Origin of the sequence: Bradyrhizobium sp. CIR18, assembly GCF_014198295.1 — a bacterium.
Classification (GTDB): domain Bacteria; phylum Pseudomonadota; class Alphaproteobacteria; order Rhizobiales; family Xanthobacteraceae; genus Bradyrhizobium.
This window is the reverse complement of record NZ_JACIHF010000018.1, coordinates 39,899-61,748: the sequence shown is the minus strand read 5'-3', so window position 1 is coordinate 61,748 and position 21,850 is coordinate 39,899. Positions and strand designations below refer to the sequence as shown.

Sequence of the window (21,850 nt, the reverse complement as noted above, 5' to 3'; positions counted from 1 at the left end):
CTATCGCTTCGAAGCTACATGGACGCGGTGGGCAGATTAGCTCCACCCGCTCTTCAAAGCACGTCACATCGCTACAGGGATCACCAAGACGATCCCTGAGGAACGATTCAAGAAAGCGTGAGTTCGTCATTAAATCCAAGAGAAATAAGAGGATGGATCGATGACGCGATCGGTGGAGGAGTTGAGACGAGAGTCTGAGCGCACGCGCGCGGAGCTGGCGACTACGGTGGGGCGTTTGAGGGAGCGGATATCGGACACCGCCGATGACATTCGCCATAAGGTCTCGCCGCAGCACATCAAATCCGAAGTCACCGAATACGTCAGCCATAAGACCCAGAGTTGGGTCGACGGGCTCAAGCAACAGATCATGGACAATCCGATGCGCGCCGTGGCCGCGGGCGCCGCAGTGGGTGTCCCGCTGCTCCGCTTGGTGCGAGGCACGCCGCTGCCACTTCTCATGATCGGCGCCGGACTAGCCCTGACCTCGAAGACAGTGCGGGATCGCGCTGCAGACGTCACCGGCCCGGTCATGGACAAAGCGGAGCACATGCTTGGGAACGTGACGGAGGGCGCCCGGGCCATTCAGGGCGACGCCAGGGACACGCTATCCTCCGCCCAAAGCCGGGCCGCCGGGATGGCCGGTGACGCGCAGGACAAGGCCGCTGGTCTCGCCTCTGATCTGCGGGCGAGCGCGGCGCAGGCTGCGCGCTCCGCAAGTGAAAAGCTCAAGAGCGGCATCGACGCCGCAAAGGATGCCGCGGCAAACGCCCCTGACCGGGCCCGACAGACCATTGGCGACAATGCCGCGCTGATCGGAGGCCTGGGTATCGCGATCGGCGCCATCATTGCTACCGCTCTTCCCGAAACGAAGGCTGAAGCCAAGGTGATGGGCCAGGCAAGTGACGGAGTGAAGCAGGCTGCGGCTGCTGCCGCGCAATCCGGGTTCGAAGCGGCGAAAGACGCGACCACATCCGCAGCCGATGCTGCGACGCAAAAAGTCGCCGAGGCTGATCTCGGAAGCCATGCCAGCCGTTTGACGCAGAACATGGCGGACACATTGAAGGAGGCAGCCGAAGACGTGGTCAAAGCTGCCTTTAGCCCCTCTCAAACCAACACTTGAGGATAACCATCATGAGCGATTTGGACCCGCACAACGTCACCCAATTCGGAAAGAACCCGGACAAGGGCACCGCAAAGGATTTGAAAGAACACATTGGCGATGCCGGAGCGGAGGTGATGCAGCGCGCCGGCGATGCTTTCCAGGCATCGGCCGGTCTTGCGCGCGACAAGTTCGGTGAGGCCGCGGATGCAGCAAAGGGGGTCGCGGAAGGAACTGTGGACCAGATCCAGAGCCAGGCCCGGTCCGGCGCCGATTTCATCGAGCGCCTGGCAGATAATATCCGCGAAGCGGGCCGCGCGTTTGAGGCAGACGTGCCGTTCGCCGCCCGGGGGATCGATTCCGCCGCCGACTATGTCGAAGACGCTGCGCAGAAGATCCGGGAAGGAAGCTTCAGAGATCTCGTCGAGGGCGCGACCGATTTCGCCAAACGTCAGCCTGCGGCCTTTCTCGGGATATCAGTGCTGGCAGGCTTCGCGGCAGTCCGCTTCCTGAAGGCATCGGGAGGGCAGTCGTCCTCCGCGGGGCAGAGCGACATGACGGGCAGTGCGTCCTCGGGAGGCGGTCAGAAGCCGGGCGGGACCTCGTTCAGGCCGGGCCAACAAGCCTGGGCTCAAGAGTCCATGCAGCGCAGCTCTGATACGAAACAAACCTCGTCGGCACAGGGCAGCACGGTACCATGAGCATCGAGCGCGATATCAAAACCAGCCAAAGCGAATTCAGGGCTATTTCGACACTGCTCGGCGATGCCATGTCGCAGTTCGCCAAGCTCTTCCAGAATGAAATAGACCTGGCAAAGGCGGAGCTTGGCGAGAAGCTTCAGAAGATCGGCGGGGCGTTGGGCCTGATCGTTGGTGGCGCCGTTCTGGTGATTCCGGCGATCGTCATGGCGCTGTTCGCCTTGTCCGCCGCATTGATCTCGGCGGGATGGTCGCCGCCGGTCTCCTATCTGACCTCGGCAATCATCGCGGCGGTCATCGCCGCCGTGCTGGTCGCCATCGGCATCAACCGGCTTGACGCGCGTCATCTGGCCCCCCGGGAAACGATTGGCCAGCTCGAAAAGGATAAGGATACCGTGAAGGGAATGGTGCGATGAGCAGCACAAAAACCAGCTTTATGGACAGTTTGGTGACCGCCGCCGGGGAAAACCCTGTTGCCGCCGCACTGATCGGGGGCGGCGCGCTCTGGTTGCTCGCCGGCGACCAGAGCCTGAAAAGTGCGGCGCGATCGGCGACGGAGGCCGTTGCATCCGCCGCCGACGTTGGAACGAGTGGCCTCAGGTCGGCGGCATCCGCCGTCAAGCAGACCGTGGCGCCTCCGACAGCACCTGAAATGGACGACGACAGTTCGATGGGGATCGGAGACACGTTTCGTGGCGCGACCGCTGCAACTTCCGACGCTGTGTCGGGAGCTGCCGACAACATCCGCGACCGCTTCGACGAGGGCGTCGCCTTCGCGAAGGAGCAATTCAGCAAGCTCGCCAGTTCGTCCCCGGACAGACAAACCATCAACAGCGCGAAATCGTCGCTTGCAGATATGCTTGAACGGCAACCCCTCGTGCTCGGCGTCGTGGGTGTCGCGATCGGTGCAGCGGTTGCCGGCGCATTTCGCGCGTCCGAGCTCGAAAACAGATATATCGGCGAGGTCAGCGACGATGTGAAGGCCGACCTGAATCGGCGCGCCGGTGCGGTCTCGCAGGCCGTCCGGGAAGCTTCGGACAGCGTCATCGCAGAGATCAGCGACACCGGGGCCGAAGTTGTGGACCGGCTCAAGCAAGCCGGCATGGATGCTGCCGCCGCAGCGCGGAGCGAGGTGAAGTCTCCCTCATGAGTGATATAGATAGCAGGAGCGCGCTGACGACGTCGCGCTCCTGGTATCTGATCAGACAAAATGTTCGCTCAGCCAGCAGCCTGACTTTCATCTCAAATCGCGCGCCTTTGTCGCTCGGCGAAGAGGCCATACACATAGAGCACGATGATGGCGCCGACCACGGCACCAATGAGTCCGGCACCCTCTCCTGGACGGTACCAGCCAAGAGCTTGGCCAAGGTAGGTTGCAGCGAAGGCGCCGACGATGCCGAGGATGGTCGTCAGGATGAACCCGGAGGGTTCGTTGTCGCCCGGCATGATGAATTTCGCGATGACTCCCGCAACAAAGCCGATAATTATCGTCCAGATAATGCTCATGCTCTGCTCCTCCTTAATAGAAAGCGGCGACAATTCGGTCGCTAGGAGGTCGGTAAACGCCCATCCGGCGTGTACTTGTCGATTGCCTGGGGCAGCTCGCGCGACAACCTTGCGAGAATTTCCTCTTGAGAAAGCCCGGTCTCCTTCTCGAGCTTCTCCAACACCTCGGGCCCAATTGCTTCCCGGAGCTGCGGCGGCGAGATCTCCTTGTTCGGCCCAGAGCCGACCCAAGACCTGGCCTCGTCTCCATGGCCATTTTGGTTGAACTTCTCCAAGAGTTCGCCAATTCCTCCTTGAAGCAGGCCCCCGACGCCTGCGCCGCTCAACATACCTGTAAGATTTCCGAGTAGGCCGCCGAGCGGTTGCTGGGCGTTGGCCGGCTCAAGCGATCCAGCGCCCGGACCTTTGAGCAGCTCCGCCAGCTTGTCTCGATTCTGATACCCGGCGATTGCCAGCATTCCGAGAAGTGCGGTCATGGAGGGCATTCCGCGGCTCATCTTAGGCTCCTCAACAGGTTAAACACTCGAACTCGGAGGAGACAGCTGTGTTCCTATGCGCCGACCCGTCGCGGTTCTTCTATCTTTCGTCCTGTCTCCTCTGGTGAACTTCCTCGGCGGTTGCGGCTTGGCCGAATCCCATCGGTTCTCATCGCCGTCCTCCTTGCGATCGGGATCATCGCTATCTCGGCACCATCATTGGATTCCAGGTCGCACAATTGCCCGTCATGCCCCGGAGTATGCGGCGACAATCGGGAAGAAGGTATTGACCGTGCGGGAGTTTGCCTTGGACAAGATGTCAGGCATGCTTGAGCACCTGGGGTATAATGCGAAGCCCGGGCAAGCCGCGACCGCGCCGCCTTCGGCGCCCAAGGTCGACTCTCCCGCTCGCGAGCAGGCAGCGCCCGGCAGCCAGCCCACAAACCCGTTAGCGCTGCTGGAGAAATCTCTGTCTCCCGTCCTGTCACCATTCGCCACGTTCGGCATCATGGTGGTGGTCGCCATCTTCGTGTTGCTGCAGAAGGAAGCTTTGCGGGACCGTATGATCCGGTTGTTCGCCTCCACGGACTTGCCTCGGACGACCGTGGCGATATGTCGGAACTCGCGGATACCTGACAGTCAAAGTCGAACAAGCACAAGCGGTGTTGATCCACGTGCAATAACACCCCGCGCGGTTGTTTTCGGTGATCACAGGCGCGTGGCCAGTAGCGTGTCAACGCTCAGACCGGGCATGGCTCCGGTCTCGCCAGGCGCCATCGAATGATTGACAAGGCAACTTCCGTTTGTGGCCCCAAGCTGACCTGAACAGCGCCTCGTTGGAAAGCCGCTAAAAGGGCCAAGCGGACCATCGCCTAATCGCGCCGCGCTCCACTGGGTCGCATTTCTCGTACCGTCCATCGACGCAGCCGAGGTCCGACGACCGCCGGCGGGCGTCGACTTCAGCGCCAGCACCTCTTCGGTGGAGGCGGCAGACAATAGCCGGTTGCGCACGGCCTCAACGTGCCGTCCAGGTTCATGCCGACGTCAAATTCGAGGGTTCGCCCACCAGGGGTTCGAAACATCTCCGAGGCGAAGACGTCGGCTGCGCATGTCGATACCCACTGCCGCCCGACTTGGGCCTGCAACTATCGCGTACTGCAAGGGGTGCGCTCAACAACACGGCTCAACCAGCGGCGCTGGGCGGTCGCCTGCTCAACGCTCCAGTCAAGGATTAGAAGGAGCTATCGTTGCGCCAATCCTAATTAGTGCAGCGACGCCGACGGCCGAAGCGCGGGGGCTAGTCAGCGTGAATGGTCAGGAAATCTAAGCATCTTATAAATTGGGCGGCTTATCTTCCCGGTTGAGCAGCCCCAATCGTCGTTCAAGCTCTTCCTTTTTAGCCACGAGTCTAGCGGCGAGAATGTCATTGACGGCCGTGTGGAGTCGCCACAGCTCATCGAGAGACATCGTCTCAAATGCCTTCCGTACCATGAATCCCCGCGACTCACGAATTGCCCATAGATTGAGGCTATGAAGGGCAATTGGCAACTCGGGGTTTGTTACCCGGAAGGCCCTACCTACACTTACGGCGCCGACCTAGTTTACTGGAAACTAAACGCCCCGACCTTGACCGGGAACGGCGCAACTGGGCGTGCGCTAATCGGTTTCGCAGGTCAACCAATTCAGAAATTTGACGTTCGAGAAATACGCTACGTTGGTGCAGAGCAACAGCGGCATCGAAGATCCGACCGGAAATACTCATCACAACCTCAACACAACAGGACTGAATTATATTCTCAAACAATCTTAGCATTACGACCCTAGACGGGCACAATTGCAAGGCGAATTCTTGGGCAACGCCTTAGTTCGAGAACGCATGGGTGGCCTGTTGCTTGAACGCTGACCCCGCGGCAATCCAACATCGTAGTGCTCAGCAAAATTCCCGCTTCCGAGTGCTACTTCCCGTCGGGCGGGGCAAAAACTTAGCACCCCAGAGGATCGTTCCTTTCGCCTACGCCAAGTGTTCCCAGCGCGGCCGATGTGCTTAGGAACTGAGATCGGCGAGACCTCTATTGCCAGGCGTAAAGGCGGGCGCGAATCGCTCGTTGCGCCGATACCCAACAAGCAACTATGGCGGTTGCGGCGCGTTTTCAGCTTCTGGAAGATTGATCCAAAGAGCAAGGAGATGGGCATGGCTGACAAATCAACCTTCACATCCGACGAATGGAAAACCCTTTTGGAAAGCGTGATGGCTCCGGGACTCGCCGTCAGCGCCGCCGAGCCAAGTGGCCTCTGGGGTCTACTCCAAGAAAGTTTTGCGAGCGGCACGCTACTCGCGAAAGCCAAAATGGACACTGGTTCGAACACGCTCATCAAGGCCGTTGTCGATGACTTTGCAACAAGTGAGGGCCGGACCGCGTCCCGAGATGGCCTGAAGGAAAAACTGAGCGGTAAAAAACCTGCCGAAGTGAAGAACGCCTGTATCCAAATTTTACGGAAAGTTGACGGCATTCTCGCTGCGAAGTCCCCCGGCGACGCCGTGGCTTTCAAGAACTGGTTGCGTCAGATCAGCCAAAGCGTTGCCGAGGCGTCCAGCGAGGGCGGATTTTTGGGTATTGGAGGTGTAGCTGTCAGCGACGCCGAGAAGGCGACCGTGGCTGAGATTTCCAGCGCACTCAAACTGCCAAGCTAAGTGGCCTCCGGCGGGGCAACCCAGTCAATGGGACCAGTGGCGGCTCGCAAGCTGGCGCATATGTTGGGCTTCTCCCATCAGGAACGGAACTGAGCCGCCCGTTCTTGCTCGACTTCCTCGGCGTCCTTGTTGTCGAGGGTCATGAGTGAGTTCTTCGCGTCCCCGTTGTTCTCAACAGTTCGTCTAACTTTGCATGAAGAGCTTGCGTGTCGCGGTGCTCAGCTCGCTGAATCACCAAGGTCATCCCCCACGTCGAAAGCGTCGCCAGATCGTGCCACCCGAGCCCACGGCCAACGAAAGTCCAAAGTAGTCTGTACACGACAACGATAGCGAATGCGGCGGGACGCGAGGCGAGAACGCCGAGATCCGTAAGCCAGCCCCGGACCTTCTGTAATGCCAACGTGGTCATCTCGCCTTAGGTTGTTCTGACCGAAACAGCCGGAGTCACAGCGCTCGCTCGACCACCCAAAAATGCAGCCAGCGCGCCCAGAAGGAGGGCAAGGGCACCGAATAAGGCGCCCTGCGATACACGCTTCGCCGCGGTGTCGGCCGCCTGCTTTGCCTGTTCTTTGGTCGTCGCTACCGTCTCCTTGTACTGCTGCTGATACTGAGCGATCTGACCTTTCGCCTCGTCTTGAGAGATGTTCTGCGGCTTGGCTAAGGCGTCCGCCGCCTTATCGTTCGCAGCAGCCTGTGCGCAGGGTCGCCAGTTAGTGCCGCTCGAACAGCTGTCATCGCGGCGTCACGAAGTGCTGCAGGATCCCGGCCGCCGGACGCGCTTCGCACTTTGCTTTCGATGGCTGCCATCGGGTCGGCAACGTTATTCAGAGAGGGCGCTGCGGTCTGAGCTACAGTCTGCACTGTTCCGCCTAGATGCCTTACCTGCTCCACCAAGAGCCGAGGACGCCGTGCTGACGGCGCCACCGATCATGCCAGACGCAGCCGACGAGAGAAGATAGACCACAGTGAGCGTCGAGACCGCCCAAGAAATTAGACCGTGATAAGCCGTCGTCGATTGCGATGCTTTGCCGGAAGCCGGCCAGCTACGTACCCGCCGAGCGCAGCGGCGACTATTCCCGAGACGACAAACCAAATCCCAGCACCGACCGACATTGAGCCCGCGCTAGGCGCGTCGCCTTGAGCGATATCCATCGTCGATAGACCTACGCCCAGCCCGACCATATTGAGGATAATCTGCATGACTAGCCCGATTACGGCCCCTGCGAAAACAGCGCCCCAAGCCACCTGATTCAGCATGATCGTGCGTATGTCGTCGGCAGGAGCGACTTCACTCCTCTGCGGAGGAGATCGATGATTCTGGCGAGGCGCTTCGGTTGGGTAAGCCATGGTTGTCCACCTATGAAGGAGGGGTTCATACGCTAAGCCGGCACTTCATCATGACGTTCCTAATTGGAGCCAAGACATTTTCCCTGAGCACCACACTTCTACTCTTGGGTCGCTTCTTGGTCCTATGGCAAATGCCTAGTCGGCCGATCGGTGAGCTTCGCGCCCAAGAGTTGCTCTTTTCCAAATTCATATCTGCAAAAGCTCGCGGTGCTGGCGTGCGAGAGATCCTTTCATCGACTCTGGAGGCGGTGGTCAGTCGACTGCCCGCAAATGCAGGCATTTGCTGCGGCACCATTCTCGCGTTTCGGTCGTGTCAGGCTGTGGTCGCTTTCTAAGATTGAAAATGGGCTTCAACTGCAGAGTGTTAGCTAGTTCATAATTTTGTGGTGCCTGCGAGCTTAAGCTTTCGAGACGAACGCTCGGGAGGCAACGATGACACCCGGCTGGCTCATTGTCCTTGTGACGATCGCCTCTATCTCCTTTCTGACCGTTGTGACTTGATCATTCTTGGTGCTTGGTAGGCAGCTGAAGAGTATCGTCGAGAGCGCTCTGAAGGGGCGCCCACGGACCGACGCGACCTCATATTGGTCGAAGCTCGATTGGGTGCGGCATGGATTGCCCGAAGTGCGGCAGATTCAACCTAGAGGGAAAGAAGGTCTGCGGCGATTGCGGCGCGGCGCTATCCTTTCGCTGCCCCGCGTGCGGAGCCGACAATCCGAAAGGAAAGAACTTCTGTGGTGACTGCGGTGCGGCGCTCACGCCAACAGTACTGCCGCAAGTCACGGCGGCTGCCGGCGCATCGACCTCGATAACGTCACGGGTCACCGAGCGTTCGAGCTTATCACCCGTACCAAGTTCTTCCGCCGAGCGCCGCCAGCTCACAGTTATGTTCTGCGACCTTGTCGGCTCGACAGCGCTTGCGACGAAGCTCGACCCAGAAGATCTACGGGACATAATCGCCAAGTACCGCGATAGCGTAGCGGCGGTCGTCCGCAAATACGGCGGAACCATCAGCCGCTACATAGGAGATGGCATGCTCATCCTCTTCGGCCATCCCTCAGCGCATGAGGACGATGCCGAACGCAGCGTGCGCGCTGCGCTTGAGATCGCCGCGACCAGGCATTCGCCTGGAGGGCCGCCCGAGTTCGAGCTGCGGGTTCGTCTTGGACTCGCGACTGGTCTCGTCATCGTAGGTGATCTTATCGGCAGCGAGGCTGCAGAAACACAGGCGGTCCTTGGCGAGACGCCGAACCTTGCTGCTAGGCTGCAGGCGCTCGCTGAACCAGATGGCGTGGTCATCGCTGAGGACACGCGACGGCTCATCGGCGGGCTTTTTGACTATGAAAACCTCGGCGCGGTGACTCTGAAAGGCTTTGCCGCCCCGGTGCAAGCCTGGCGGGTGCTTCATGAGGGAACGGCAGAAAGCCGCTTCGAGGCGTTGCACCCTTCGATGCTCGCTCCGCTGGTAGGGCGTGAGGAAGAACTCGCGCGACTGGAGCGGAGCTGGGATCTTGCGAAGGCGGATAGCGGCCAAGTAGTGCTGCTCGTCGGCGAGGCTGGCATTGGCAAGTCGCGCCTCGTTGCGGCTCTCCAGGAGCGTATCGAGCGCGAGCCGCACACCTTCTTGCGATATTTCTGCTCGCCTCACCATCAGGAAAGTGCGCTCTATCCCTTCACCGCACAACTCCAGCGAGCTGCTGGTTTCGATCGTGAGGACGCGCCAACTGTGAAGCTCAAAAAGCTCCGGCTGCTACTGTCCCCGGCATTGCCGTCCGACGAGGACGTGGCGATCCTGGCCGAGTTGCTGTCGATTCCCAGCGGTGACCTGTATCTGCCGGTTGCTGCTACGCCGCAACAAAAGAAGGAGAGAAGCTTCGCCGCTCTGGTCCGCCAGCTTGAAGTTCTTGCAGAAAAACACCCAGTCATGGTCGTGTTCGAGGACATGCAGTGGATCGATCCGAGCTCGCGCGAGCTGCTGGACCGGACGGTCGATCGCGTAGCAAGCTTACCAGTTTTGGTCCTGATCACCTACCGCCCCGAGCTCCAGCTGGTATGGAGCGGAAAGCCGCACGTCAGTTTGCTTGTGATGAACCGGCTGGACCAGAAAGCAGGTGCCACGCTGATCCGAAGCGTGGCCGGTAGCCGGACGTTGCCGACCGAAATTGTTAATGAGATTGCTGAACGAACGGATGGCGTGCCGTTGTTCGTTGAGGAATTGACCAAAGCGGTGCTCGAGACAAGCAACGAGGGGATCCCGCGAGCCATCTCCTTCGCGCCGCTACCCGGACTTGCTGTGCCGGCCACGCTCCATGCTTCATTGATGGCGCGGCTCGACCGGGTCGGTCCGATAGCCAAGGAAGTGGCGCAGATCGGCGCGGCCATCGGCCGCGAGTTCTCCTACGACCTGCTTGCCGCCGTTGTACAGCGATGCGACAATGAGCTGCAGGCTGCACTTGATCGGCTAATCAATGCCGAGCTCATGTTTGGGCGTGGCGAACCGCCCGACGCCAATTTCTTGTTCAAACACGCACTGATCCAAGATGCGGCGTACGGCACGCTGTTGCGCAGCCAACGCCGCGAGCTGCACGCACGAATTGTGGACGCGCTTGAGGAGAGGCTCTATAAGGGCATTCAAGAGCGACCGGAGATCCTAGCCCATCATTGCACGCATGCAGGTCTGATCGAAAAGGCAGTGTCGTATTGGCAGGAAGCCGGTGAGCGCTCAAAAGCTCGATCGGCAATGACAGAAGCAATCGCGCAGATGCGAAAAGCGCTCGATCTGCTATCCCATCTGCCCGATACCGCCGGACGCCAAGGCATCGAAGCCGACCTCCAGCTCGCACTCGGCGGCGCACTGATCGCTGCGAAGGGACATGCGGCCGAAGAGACCGGCAAGGCTTATGCCCGGGCTCGCCGCCTTTGCGAGTTACTGAACGACAGGCCGAACCTGCTCAAGACGCTTTGGGGGCAGTTCGTGCACTATCATGTGCGGGGCGAAACGGACCGATCGCATCGCATCGCTGAGGAACTGCTAGATTTGGCCGGACGACAGAACGATGCGGCCATTCTTGTCGCCGGTCATCGGGCTGTCGGCGACAGCTGCCTTCATCGCGGGCAATTGGCCTTGGCGCGCGTCCATCTCGAGCGGGGGCTTGCCCTTTACGATCCGTCGCAGCAGCGCTCTTTGACGGCACTGTTCGCAGAAAACGCCCGCGTGGCGATGCTTTCGTTCCTCTCGCTAACCTATAGCCTTCTTGGATTTCCCGATCAGGCGCTTGTTCAGAGCAGTGAGGCAATCTCGGAGGCGCGCGGGTCGTCCCATCCGATCAGCCTTGCCTTCGCGCTGAGCGTCGCTTGCCGGTTGCATTTCGTCCTCGATGACGCGGGTATGGTCGCGCAACTGGCAGAGGAGCTAGTTGCGCTAACCTCGGAGCAGCGCTTTGCTTTCTTTCTCGCGATGGGGACCGCCTATCGCGGTTGGACGCTGGCCGAAGCCGGCGACGCCGAGGCCGGGGTGGACTTACTGCGACACGGTATCGAGGGATTCCAGGCGTCCGGCGCAGCATGGACTCTTCCGTTCTACCTTGCGCAGCTCGCGGCAGCCGAGGCAAAGAGAGCACGATTTGAAACCGGCCTCGGTCAACTCTCCGACGCCTTAGTACTAACGCAGAAATTGGGGGTGCGATGGTTCGAGGCCGAGCTGCATCGGCGACGAGGCGACTTGATGCTGACGGCTCGGCCGGACGCCGAGGCCGAGGCTGAGACCGAGTTTCGACGCTCCATTGCTATTGCTCGCCAACAGGAGGCGAAACTCTGGGAGGTCCGCTCTGCCGTCACTCTCGCCCGGCTCTGGCGCCGCCAGGGCAAGGGTGATGAAGCACGCGACCTTCTCGCCCCGGTCTACGATTGGTTCGACGAGGGCTTCGATGTTCGCGACTTGAAGGACAGCAAGGCACTGTTAGAAGAACTCTGCACCTAGCACCAAGCTATCTCCGAGCTCGTCTCTGAAGATGCCAGACAGGGCATCTCAATACCTTCACTCCTCACGCGCAAGGTTGTGCATCAAACTGCCCGGAGCAGGGCCAAGTGGTGGTTCGAGAGCGGAACTGCGCGTCTGCTTCTGGTTCGAGGGCGAAGATCGCCACCGTGCCCGCCACGTCAGCAGCCGACGCAGACCGGACGTGGTGAGGACGCGGCCAAATCGACGCTCGCGACCCGAAGGAGACTTGGCGAAGCTGTGTTCGCATCCTAGACTTTTACGGTCGCGAGCCGCTCCGCCCGCCTATGCAATGGGAGTCCCGCTATGTGGCGAGCCATTTTGTCTGGGACGATCCTTGGGACAGCTTTGTTTGTAATCGGCGATCAGATTACATTCGGACAACAGCCAGCAACGATTAAGCGGACCGACCTTCTCAAGACTGCCCTTCCAGAAATGGAGGGCAAGCGCATAAACGTCTGGGTTACTGACATTCCGCCGAACTCCGCTACCGGCCGACATTCGCACCCAACGCCGAGATTCGTGTATGTACTTGAAGGTGCGGTTGTCTACGAAGTTGATGGAAAGCCGCCGCAGACCTTCAAGGTAGGCGAAGCATACGCGGAGATGCCGGGCGAGGTCCACAACTTTAGAAACGTGAGCTCGAGGCAGCCAGCGAAGGCTCTCGGTTTCCATTACGGCAACAAAGGCCAGCCCTCCAAACCAATGCTCCTTGAACAAGTCTGGCGCTCACCAGCCGCGACTATAGTGCTGCAATAGCTAGGCGGCTATCTTATAGCGGACGTCGCGCCAACCTATTCGCAAAGGCAGCCTTGCCCCTAAGCGGGCATTGGGTCGCGGCGGCTCCTCTGATCCTCGCCGCACGGTTTTAGAGTTTGTCAGGCTTCCTACGACGATGAAGCGTTTCCTACGGAGGGTTTCATGCGGCGGCGCCACTTCATCGCGTTTCTTAGTGCAGCGGCAACGTGGCCACTCAGTGCGCGGGCACAACAGGCGGCGATGCCTGTCATCGGTATGCTGTCAATGAATTCGCCAGGCTCTGATATTGAGGCGTTCGACAGAAGTCTTGCGGACCGAGGATATGTGTTCGGCAGAAACGTTACGAAAGCGGCCCGATGGGCCGAAGGAAATCACGACAAGCTTGCTGAGCTTGCAAAAGAACTCGTAAGCCTGAACCCAAGCTTGATCGTGGCACCAGGCAATGTGGTTGCTCTCGCTGTAAGGCGCGCCACCTCAACCATTCCCATAGTCTTCATCATTGCGTCCGACCCCGTGAAGATCGGGCTCGCGAAAAGCTTCGCTCGCCCCGGAGGGAATGCCACCGGCGTATCCATGCAGACGGCAACGCTCACACTCAAGCGGCTTGAATTAATCCGGGAACTCCTCCCACCGAACGCGACCGTAGGTCTCTTGATAAACCCTGACAATAAGGAGTTGCTGGTGGAAATCGAACAGATTGCGCGTTCCACGGGGCGGTCCTTGGAGGTCGCCAAAGCGCGCAGTCCGGATGACCTCGAATCCGCATTTGCGCAGCTTGTCAGGGCTCAGGTCGGTGCAGTGCTTGTCGGCAATGATGCGGGCTTTTTCGGCCAGCGCATGCAAATCGTCGCATTGGCCAAGCGTCATTCGCTCCCGGCGACTTACGAATTTCGCGAGTTTTGTGCGGTCGGCGGCCTGATGAGCTACGGCCCCAGCCTAGCCGGAGCGCTACAAAAAGCCGGCGCCTACGCGGCACTCATCTTAAATGGTGCACGGCCGAGCGAGCTGCCTATAGAGCAGCCTACGGCCTTTGAATTAGTCATCAATTCAACCACAGCGAAGTCTTTGGGCATCCAAATTCCCTCCTCTCTTTTTCTTCGCGCCAACGAAGTGGTCGAGTAGGCCGACATGAGCCGAACAACGGGCGAGCTGTCGACCACGTCGGCTCTCCGAGGGAGACCGGACCTCACACGATGAGGGTGCTCACCGCAGCTTTTGACCATAGCGGAAATTCCACGGTGGATGCGGTGTCCCTGATGGAATGGACTTTGTTAATGACGGTCCACCAGATGGGGCTGTAGTCTCCCGCCAACATGAACGAAGCTGATGCCGAACTGCTCAAACGTGCGGACGACGCGATCGCGGAGAGCCGTCGCCTGTCTGATCAAAACCGGGCTTGCATTGCGGAATGCCGCTGGTGGTTTGAGCACCTGTACTGGGTGATCCGAGAGACTAAGCCGAGCCCACCTCCACTGCCGTGAGTGAGTGGGGGATGTGTGTACACTTTAGCACATTTTAATGCGGACCGCGGCACGTCCGGGTAATCTCCCTCCATAAAGCGAGAACTCCGACGCCTCGAACAGGCCGCCCGCGAGCAAGCATCTCTGTCAGCTGACGAGCGTGCTAAGGCCGCCTTGCTGGAGATCGCCGAAGAGTATCGTTCACGCGCTGAATATCTTGAATCCCAAAACGCCGGCTGCACCGAGAAGGATCAAGGGCCTGATCGTTCTTCTGGCACTCTAGGGGGATTGACTGCCAAACGGCTGAGGAACAGTGTGTTCCATCACCGCCCGGTTCGTGGCGTCTATCGGTGACCAATTGCGCTTCCGCCTACTCAAACAGGGAGCACGGTCATGCCGATTTCACGGCTGATTGAGAACACCGATCTTACCCGCGAACAAGAACATGTGCTTGAATTGGCCTTCAAGAACGCGCTGCGAAAGCTGGACTTGGTAGACCGGGACGATCCCCTCTGCGGTCTCGTCGCCCAAAAGATGATCGACATTCAGATGAGCGGCGTTAGTGATGCCGTCGCTCTGGTTGAGATGACGGTCCGGGAATCAAAGGGTTGGAACACTAGAGCGTCTGATTGGTGCCGACCTTGAGTCGAGAAAGCCAAAACCGAAGGTCGGCGGGGCTTTGGGGCCGGTAGCCCACGTTCACTCGCCTTCACTCACCGAGGAAGTCTGCGTAACTCCTTGATGTGCTCAAGGATCATCTGGCGCATGTTGGTCTCGCGCTCGGCCTTTGTCACAGGGCGCCCCTTCACGCCGTTGCGCCAAGTTGTCAGCTTGTGCCCCAAAGCCGACGAAAGCAGCTCGCGGCTCGTTCCAGTTTCCGGTCTGTCCCCATCGTGTCGTTGGCGGGGCATTGACCCGTGGTGTCCTGTTTGGTTCTGGCGCAGTGAATTGGCGGGACAGGAACAGAATTAACTTGAGTTATTTTGTCCGTGGGGGTGCCTTGGCAGTGACAAATGACACGCTACTACTTCGATCTAGTAGACCAAGACGGCCTTGTGGTTGACGAGGAAGGTATGGAATTTGGCGACATGGACAGCGTAGAGCGGGAGGCGACCCAAGCCATGGCTGACGCTGCCCGAGAAAGCTTGCAACGCCCAATCAAACCCGGCGAAGCTGTCATTGAAGTCCGCGATAATATAGGGCCCGTCATGCGGGTCAGGTTCACGGTCGAAATAGAGCGCTTTAGGAAGCAATAGCACGGAGGGGAACTTTTGTTCATGGCGCTCAGTCTGGTGAGTTCGGCTTTTGGCCCGGAGCCGTCTGTGAGGGCAGCGCAGAGCACGTCTGCTCTGCCCCCGAAGTCACTGCTATCGCGAGAGCGTCGTCGACCTCGATGCCGAGATATCGAACGGTACTCTCGATCTTCGTGTGCCCCAGAAGGAGCTGTACGGCTCGTAGGTTGCCGGTTCGGCGATGAATCAAGCTCGCCTTCGTCCGGCGAAGGGAATGCGTCCCGAACAGGTGCGGGTCCAGTCCGATGTCAGCGATCCAGTGAGATAGTAGTCGGGCATACTGGCGGGTCGTCATATGTCCAGTCCACCGACGGCCAGTGAACAGGTATTCTCCTGAGTTCTTGGCGCAGGTAATCATCGATTGCCTGCCGGGCTGATTCCGTCAGTTCAAATTTGACTGGCCGACCGGTCTTCTTTTGTCGGACGGTCGCGCGGTCGGCCGCATATCCGCCCGGCGCAAGGCCATCGACTTTCAAGGCTACGACGTCGCAGCCGCGCAGCTTGCTGTCGATGGCGACGTTGAATAGCGCCAAATCGCGCATTCGGCCTTCGACCTGCAGCTTGATTCGGATTGACCAGACGTGCTTCGGACGGAGCGGCGGCTTTGCGCCGATATCTTCCCCTTGTTCCAAGGAGCGTGTCTCGAGGATAGTGCTTGGGCTATCGGTCATGTTGACCTCCTCAGCTAGGGAGGCTGGTCATTTTCAGCCCGGAGCCCTTCCAATCCCGCGTCCGCTTCGAGATCATTGGAGACGTACTTGCGTCCAATTCGAGCGATGACAGGACCGATTTTGACCCAAAGCAGGCCTCCGAAGGCTTCGGCAGAGGTGCGCCGCGGACCCTCAGCGAACATGAGCAGCCTGGGGCCATGGCCACACGGTCATGAGCCTCTCGCCGCTCGATTGCGCTGCGTGGCCGTTTAGCCGTAGGCTACCCGGTGACCCAGACTGGCGGGAAGCCATGGTTGTCGAGACGCGCTATGTGACCAGCGGCGAGGTCTTCGTCGCGTACCAAATATCCGGACAGGACGGTCCGGATTTGCTCATGACACCGGGCTTTGTATCGCATCTGGAGCTGTCGTGGGAGAATCCCAACGCCGCGCGTTTCCTTAACGACCTCGGCTCGTTCTCGCGACTGATCCGATTCGACAAACGCGGCACGGGTCTCAGCGATCGTGGCGTCGGTGTCCCGCATCTCGATGAAAGGATCGACGATATCCGCGCCGTCCTCGACGCCGCGGGTTCTGAGAGAGCCTACTTGTTCGGTGTCTCGGAGGGCGGGCCGATGTCGATCCTGTTCGCGGCGACCTACCCGGAAAGGGTCGCCGGTCTCATCCTGTTCGGCACGTATGCGCGCACGGTTGGCTCCTCCGTTCCGTTTGACGATTTTGCGGGACTGGAGCGCGATATCCGGTCCAACTGGGGTACCGGCAAAAGTCTGCCAAGTTTCTCCCCCTCGGCAGCCGCAATTCCCGGGGCCATGGAGCGCTTCGCCAAGTTCGAGCGCTCGGCGGCCAGCCCGTCCGATGTGATTAACCTGATGCGTATGAACCGCGAGATCGACGTAACGGCAATCCTGCCGTCGATCCGTGTTCCTACGCTTGTCATGCACCGGCGCGACGACGTCCGCATACGTGCACTCGCCGGCCGCGAGCTTGGAGAGAGAATCTCTCGGGCGCGCTACATCGAACTACCGGGTAGCGATCACCTCGCATGGTCAGGAGATCAGGATCGGCTTGTCGAGGAGATCAGACAATTCATGGGTGTTTTCGCTACTGCCGTCGACGTTGATCGCGTCCTCTCGACCGTGCTGTTCACCGATATCGTCGACTCGACAAGGAGAGCTTCGTTGGTGGGCGATAGGCAGTGGCGTTCAACTCTCGAAGCGCATCATGCGGCGGTGCGTTCGGAACTGGAGCGGCATCGCGGACGCGAAGTTAAGACTACAGGCGACGGATTTCTGGCCCTGTTCGACGGCCCGGCGCGCGCTGTCCGCTGCGCCCAGAGGATCGTCAGCGCGGTGCGGCCGCTCGATCTCGAAGTACGGGCCGGCGTTCATACCGGTGAGATTGAGTTGATGGGCGACGATGTGGGCGGCATTGCTGTGCACATCGCAGCCCGGGTAGCTCAGCATGCGAAAGCGAGCGAAGTTCTGGCCTCGAGCACGGTAAGAGACTTAGTCGCGGGTGCTGGCCTCAAGTTTGTCGATCAGGGACCGGCCGAGCTTAAGGGTCTTGCCGAGCCGATGCGCCTATTTGCGGCTGTAACCTGAATCAGTTTCCGGGCGCCGACTGCGCCATAAGAAGCTGAGACGCTATCACTCCAATGTCCGCTTCTGGTCGATTTTGTTGCAAAAGTCGGCTGTGACCGACGGATGTCTTTCGGCACGGTAAGGCCGACCGGCTTTGATCCGCCGACCCTAACGCTCTCAACGCAACTTCTACGCTACGCAATGCACAGAGCATGAACGGGTGGAGGTCGCGCAACGAACGACGCGAGGCGCCTCAGATTTTGAGCGATGGCAGCCAGAACAAACTCGACCTGGGTGCCCTGTGGGTCACGAAGCCGAAGCCGGCCAAGCCTCAGGATGCGCTTCAAGAGCGCAAACCGCATCTCGATCTTCTTGCGCTGACACGTCGCGAAGTCTCGAAGCCTTCGGCGCCAGCGAACGACCGGGCGACGTCCCGGGCGTGCTCATGTATATCGCGCGGGATCTTGCGCGTTGGTTCTTTTGGACAGCACTGCGGTTTAAGCGGGCATGCGTCGCAGTCGAGCTTGCTCGCACGATACAGAAGCGTTTGCCCTCGTGCACGTTGCCGCTCGTCCCGAGCCGCTTTCCGCCCGGGCAGTGGTAGACGTCGCTGGTCGGATCATATCGAAGTCGCTGCGCGAAAAGGTACCGTCATCTCGCTTCGACTTGTCGAACACGGGGACATGTGGCGCGATACCTCAACCAGCCAATTCAGCATCGGAGCAGCCCCGCAAGCAGTATCCCCGACAAGCCGCTCCGGCTTGAGACCAAAGCGCTCCTCTGTTCGTTCGATCATTGTCCTCGCCGCTCCGACCTCGGCCTGGCGAATGGCACGGGACGCTTCGACATCAACGATGACGCCGAACTTCACTTATAGTTGTCGGAGTAAGAGAAGAATGCTGGTCCCTTGTGAGCGCCGGTCCACTGGGCTGCGGGGTCGGAGAGAGAAACGAACTTCGGGACAACGTCACTGGCCGCGCCCCACGCCGTATCGTCGAGGTCGCCAGATACTCCTTCAGCCGCGCGGCTTGACCTCGCCGGATCGCGATCCCTGCGCCAATCCTGACCCGCGATTGAGCGCTGCTTGTTGGCATCTGCCTGGATCAGGCTCGCGTCTACCGCAAAACCTTCGCCACCAACCAGACCGGCCACAATGCACACCTCGACAATATGTTAGAATACGCGACGAACGACATCTCCCTCGCGGAAGCACTCATTGCGAACCCGCGAGAAGGCCGAATGACCGGGATAGCGTCCTCGACACGAGCTTGCAGAACCACCGATAGGCGAGGTTCACCTGCACTTCACGGCAGAGCAGTCGCTCCAAGCGGATCGCGAAGACATACCCCACGATCAGCATCCGGATCATCAGCTCCGGATCGATCGACGGGCGACCATGGACGAATAATGAGGAGCTAGTTCGCTGCGAAGCCACGACAGATCGAGAGCAGCGTCGATCTTCCGCACCAGATGATCTTCGGGAACCGCGTCGCTGAGATGAAACTCGTAGAACAGTTGACCTTGGTCACTCTTCAGACGGCCCATCATGGATCGACCTCATCGCGATTCGCGTCAACACAACGGAATCACGCTTACCGGCTCGTCTCAACTGACTTTTGCAACAAAATCGACCCTTCTCGGAAGCCCGACAACGTCCGCTTTCGCGCCGCTATTGGGGGACAAGCGGAAATCGATTCACGCGGTCGATTTATGAGTACGCGGCCTAGGGGGGAGCGACTCGAGCCTCGACGTCAGTTTTTGCTTTCTCACTACAGCTCACGTGACATCTCGGCATTGACCGACGCTGAGCGCTGCTCGCGAAGCTGGGCATCTTAGTAGACCCTGCGGTGGGCGCCAGCCTGCGCTGCGCACGCGCTCTCTATCCGCTAACGTTTTGCGACGTTGCGCAGCTCCAACGAAGGACCCCCGACGCTTGCCTGCGATGGATTTTTCTTGATCTCCCGGTGCACACGTCATGCACGCGCGGCCTTCTAACGCATTGAGAAATTTGAACTCTGCTCCAATCCATCATGGACCAATTTGAGCGAGCTAGAGCATTTTAAAAGCGATGACATCAAAGATCGTCCGCTTCGAGCTAAGAGCTTTGGGTCGGGTAAGGCGTTGCCTTCCGAAGGCAAAGGTCATCTTCTCACGTGGTGGCTGGCTCGAGAGGCGTGTCGCACAGTGCCTCGCTCATCCTGTACCTCGACCGGCCCCTTGGTGAGGTGCCAAGCCTTCGCGGCCGCGTTGGTTCCTACCGCCTCCCCTCCCCCTCAATAGGCTTTGCGATCAACAGGCTGGCGCCGCTGCCGCGCGTCGCGCTCTATTCCTCGCGATCGAGAAGCTGGCGAATGTCGAGAAGAAACCGGGTGAGTCCCTCGTCGGCAGCCGTGTTGTCGGGCGGCCCAATGGTCGTGATGCCCCAGTTCGCTACGTCTGCGCGTTGTCCGGGCGGCTGCAGCAAGTTGGCATAGGAATACCCGATTCCTGAGTCTAGCTCGGCAATTCCTCCCATCTTTCAAAAAACCGCAGGTTGGGGTTTGGCTATCATCAGCCAGAGTATAGCGGCTACGGCAGTGAACGCTGGAATGCCGAAGGCGAACCATAGCCAAAAAATTCGGTGATATTCAGGCGGCAAAGGCGAGCCTTTTGCCGCCGCGATTGAGGCAATGTCCCTAAGGCGCATTTGCATCCAAACAACGGGCAGCCATAGCGCCCCTGTGATGAGATACAGCACGATCGACCAAACGATCCATCCTTCCCAGAAGGAGTAACCGACGTGCAGCACAAGCAGCGAGCCTGTGACGGGCTGTGCAACGACGGCAGTGGCTGTGAAGATAAAATCCGCAATCACAACAATTCGGGCGACGCCCGCGATCACGGAGGGCTTTCCGCCGAGGTGAGCTGCAAGCATGAAGAATGCAATGCCGGATCCCGTGCCAAGCAAGACAGCGGCGCCGACGATATGTAAGTACTTGAGAACGAAGTACAGCATCATCGATCTTCAAGAACAGCTAGCGCTGCGAAATGCAGGACGATAATCGGCCAGATTTTCAGCATCGGCCCTAGAGGGTCGGCCCATAGGCGAGGCACAAGTATGGTCCCGATGATCGCGTAAGTGAAGGAAATCGCGATGGCCGCATAGACGCCGTACCGGCTGGTTGGGCGATAGGCAATCGCGAGTCCAATCACCAGGTCGGATAATGCGCCGGCGACCACCGTGAGCGCCGCACTCGCTCCTTCGACGCCGCCCTCGCCCATGAGACCCATACCGTAGCCCCAGCCCGGCCCGAGCGAGACAAAGGCAGTCGAGATCCAGAATAGAGACAACACAATAAGTATCGCTGGCTTGAGCAAATACATCCGCGCAAACCAGCGTTCCTGCACTGAAGCTGGTTCGGAGGCGAAGAACTCCGGCAGGCCTCTTGGATGCAGCCCAAGCCGCCGCATGTCTTCGAGATCGCCGACCGCGCCCCGCCTGATCTCCCGCTCGGCAGTGCTTCGTACGGGAGGCCGCCAGCCCAACAGCGAAATCATGTCACCGAATTTGTACATCAGGCTCGAAGCGAAGTTCGGCAAACGGATCTCGCGCGCCGGAGGCCAACGGTACCAACGGCGGATCAGTGCAATGACTTCATGGAAAGAATGGCGATGCGGGCCGACCAGTTCGACAATTGTCCGTGTCGGCGCACCGGGCTCTAGAAAATGCTGCACTGTTTGCACGACGTCCTCGAGCAGGACGATCTGGAGCTGTCCCGTGTTCGGCATCACCGGCAGAGCCGGCAGGGCCGCCAAGCCTCGCATGAGCGCGCTGGCCCCATAGGCCGCCCGACCGATCACGACAGACGGCCGCAAGATGATCCAGTCGAGGTCACGCCCCATCAGAGCCTTGTCGCCAGATAATTTCGTTTCTGAAAACGCGCTGGGAGTTTGCCGGTCTACCCCGATTGCGGAGAAATGGATGACGCGGCGGATTTTGAGTTGCTCACAGGCGGCAAAAAGATTCGCAATGCCCTGATGATGGACCATTGACGTGGAATCCTTTGGGCTATCTTGGAGTACCCCGGCGCAATTCACTACGGCTTCTACGCCATCGAGGTGGGGCAGCCAATAAGACGGAGACGTCGCCTGGTTAAGGTCGACCGAGATAGCACTCGGACTCCCAAAATCCACGCTTCTACTCATAGAAACAATTGAATGGCCGCGCGAGGATAGGTAAGCCACAATCGCGGATCCCAATAGTCCTGTCCCTCCGATGACAGCAACCTTCATTG

The 21,850-nt window shown here is 59.5% G+C and carries 18 protein-coding genes and 2 pseudogenes; 11 read left to right on the top strand and 9 right to left on the bottom strand.

Translation table 11 applies throughout. The annotated features are described in order from the left end of the window. The first annotated feature begins 160 nt into the window (after nucleotides 1-160). Genes GGD65_RS34910 through GGD65_RS34895 form a run of 4 tightly spaced genes read left to right on the top strand, consistent with a single transcriptional unit; the run spans nucleotide 161 to nucleotide 2,947 of the window. Nucleotides 161-1,120, top strand: coding sequence for a DUF3618 domain-containing protein (locus GGD65_RS34910; protein WP_183238177.1), 960 nt, complete (start codon nucleotides 161-163; stop codon nucleotides 1,118-1,120). An 11-nt stretch (nucleotides 1,121-1,131) separates the two neighbouring features. Beyond that, nucleotides 1,132-1,800 (top strand): hypothetical protein, encoded by a 669-nt coding sequence (locus GGD65_RS34905; protein WP_183238176.1) that lies wholly within the window; start codon nucleotides 1,132-1,134, stop codon nucleotides 1,798-1,800. Then, nucleotides 1,797-2,213, top strand: coding sequence for a phage holin family protein (locus tag GGD65_RS34900; protein ID WP_018322505.1), 417 nt, complete (start codon nucleotides 1,797-1,799; stop codon nucleotides 2,211-2,213). Before GGD65_RS34905 ends, GGD65_RS34900 begins: the two co-directional genes overlap by 4 nt. 32 nt (nucleotides 2,214-2,245) lie before the next feature. Next, entirely contained in the window at nucleotides 2,246-2,947 is a 702-nt protein-coding gene (locus GGD65_RS34895) for a hypothetical protein (protein WP_312017764.1), read from the top strand. Nucleotides 2,948-3,039: 92 nt separating this feature from the next. On the opposite strand, the gene GGD65_RS34890 is transcribed toward GGD65_RS34895, so the two are convergent. Next, a complete protein-coding gene (locus tag GGD65_RS34890; RefSeq protein WP_183238174.1) occupies nucleotides 3,040-3,303 on the bottom strand; it encodes a GlsB/YeaQ/YmgE family stress response membrane protein in 264 nt (87 codons plus the stop codon). 41 nt (nucleotides 3,304-3,344) lie between these two features. Then, nucleotides 3,345-3,800 carry a YidB family protein gene (locus tag GGD65_RS34885; protein ID WP_018322502.1) on the bottom strand — a complete coding sequence of 152 codons (456 nt, stop codon included), beginning with the start codon at nucleotides 3,798-3,800 and terminating at the stop codon, nucleotides 3,345-3,347. Between the two features lie 2,170 nt (nucleotides 3,801-5,970). On the opposite strand from GGD65_RS34885, the gene GGD65_RS34880 reads away from it, so the two are divergent. After that, nucleotides 5,971-6,471, top strand: a complete 501-nt coding sequence (locus GGD65_RS34880; RefSeq protein ID WP_183238173.1) for a hypothetical protein — start codon at nucleotides 5,971-5,973, stop codon at nucleotides 6,469-6,471. A 139-nt stretch (nucleotides 6,472-6,610) separates the two neighbouring features. Here the strand turns inward: GGD65_RS34880 and GGD65_RS34875 are convergent, their stop codons facing one another. Continuing rightward, nucleotides 6,611-6,880, bottom strand: a complete 270-nt coding sequence (locus GGD65_RS34875) for a low affinity iron permease family protein (protein WP_246783518.1) — start codon at nucleotides 6,878-6,880, stop codon at nucleotides 6,611-6,613. A gap of 6 nt (nucleotides 6,881-6,886) precedes the next feature. Then, nucleotides 6,887-7,728, bottom strand: a pseudogene (locus GGD65_RS40570) (PhnA-like protein). A 700-nt stretch (nucleotides 7,729-8,428) separates the two neighbouring features. On the opposite strand from GGD65_RS40570, the gene GGD65_RS34870 reads away from it, so the two are divergent. From GGD65_RS34870 to GGD65_RS34850, 5 genes are all read left to right on the top strand, one after another. Continuing rightward, nucleotides 8,429-11,797, top strand: coding sequence for an adenylate/guanylate cyclase domain-containing protein (locus tag GGD65_RS34870; protein ID WP_183238172.1), 3,369 nt, complete (start codon nucleotides 8,429-8,431; stop codon nucleotides 11,795-11,797). A gap of 324 nt (nucleotides 11,798-12,121) precedes the next feature. Next, on the top strand, nucleotides 12,122-12,574 hold the full coding sequence (locus tag GGD65_RS41265; RefSeq protein WP_084674994.1) for a cupin domain-containing protein: 453 nt from the start codon (nucleotides 12,122-12,124) through the stop codon (nucleotides 12,572-12,574). A gap of 162 nt (nucleotides 12,575-12,736) precedes the next feature. Continuing rightward, the gene (locus GGD65_RS34860; RefSeq protein ID WP_018322497.1) at nucleotides 12,737-13,696 is read left to right on the top strand and encodes an ABC transporter substrate-binding protein; all 960 of its coding nucleotides are present in this window, start codon (nucleotides 12,737-12,739) and stop codon (nucleotides 13,694-13,696) included. 731 nt (nucleotides 13,697-14,427) lie between these two features. Further along, on the top strand, nucleotides 14,428-14,679 hold the full coding sequence (locus tag GGD65_RS34855; protein ID WP_183238171.1) for a hypothetical protein: 252 nt from the start codon (nucleotides 14,428-14,430) through the stop codon (nucleotides 14,677-14,679). Nucleotides 14,680-15,047: 368 nt separating this feature from the next. Then, nucleotides 15,048-15,290 carry a DUF6894 family protein gene (locus GGD65_RS34850; protein ID WP_183238170.1) on the top strand — a complete coding sequence of 81 codons (243 nt, stop codon included), beginning with the start codon at nucleotides 15,048-15,050 and terminating at the stop codon, nucleotides 15,288-15,290. Nucleotides 15,291-15,318: 28 nt separating this feature from the next. On the opposite strand, the gene GGD65_RS40565 is transcribed toward GGD65_RS34850, so the two are convergent. Then, nucleotides 15,319-15,621 (bottom strand): tyrosine-type recombinase/integrase, encoded by a 303-nt coding sequence (locus GGD65_RS40565; RefSeq protein ID WP_246783517.1) that lies wholly within the window; start codon nucleotides 15,619-15,621, stop codon nucleotides 15,319-15,321. Next, on the bottom strand, nucleotides 15,575-15,997 hold the full coding sequence (locus GGD65_RS40560; RefSeq protein WP_246783516.1) for a hypothetical protein: 423 nt from the start codon (nucleotides 15,995-15,997) through the stop codon (nucleotides 15,575-15,577). Before GGD65_RS40560 ends, GGD65_RS40565 begins: the two co-directional genes overlap by 47 nt. A 289-nt stretch (nucleotides 15,998-16,286) precedes the next feature. Here GGD65_RS40560 and GGD65_RS34840 point away from each other — a divergent pair, with 289 nt between their 5' ends. Then, entirely contained in the window at nucleotides 16,287-17,597 is a 1,311-nt protein-coding gene (locus GGD65_RS34840) for an adenylate/guanylate cyclase domain-containing protein (RefSeq protein ID WP_183238169.1), read from the top strand. 173 nt (nucleotides 17,598-17,770) lie between these two features. On the opposite strand, the pseudogene GGD65_RS34835 reads toward GGD65_RS34840, so the two are convergent. The 3 genes and pseudogenes from GGD65_RS34835 to GGD65_RS34825 form a co-directional block, all read right to left on the bottom strand. Continuing rightward, nucleotides 17,771-19,124: pseudogene (locus GGD65_RS34835) on the bottom strand (IS1182 family transposase). A gap of 970 nt (nucleotides 19,125-20,094) precedes the next feature. Beyond that, entirely contained in the window at nucleotides 20,095-20,571 is a 477-nt protein-coding gene (locus GGD65_RS34830; RefSeq protein WP_026202655.1) for a DUF2269 domain-containing protein, read from the bottom strand. Then, nucleotides 20,571-21,848, bottom strand: a complete 1,278-nt coding sequence (locus GGD65_RS34825; protein WP_183238168.1) for an SDR family oxidoreductase — start codon at nucleotides 21,846-21,848, stop codon at nucleotides 20,571-20,573. Before GGD65_RS34825 ends, GGD65_RS34830 begins: the two co-directional genes overlap by 1 nt. Nucleotides 21,849-21,850: the final 2 nt, after the last annotated feature.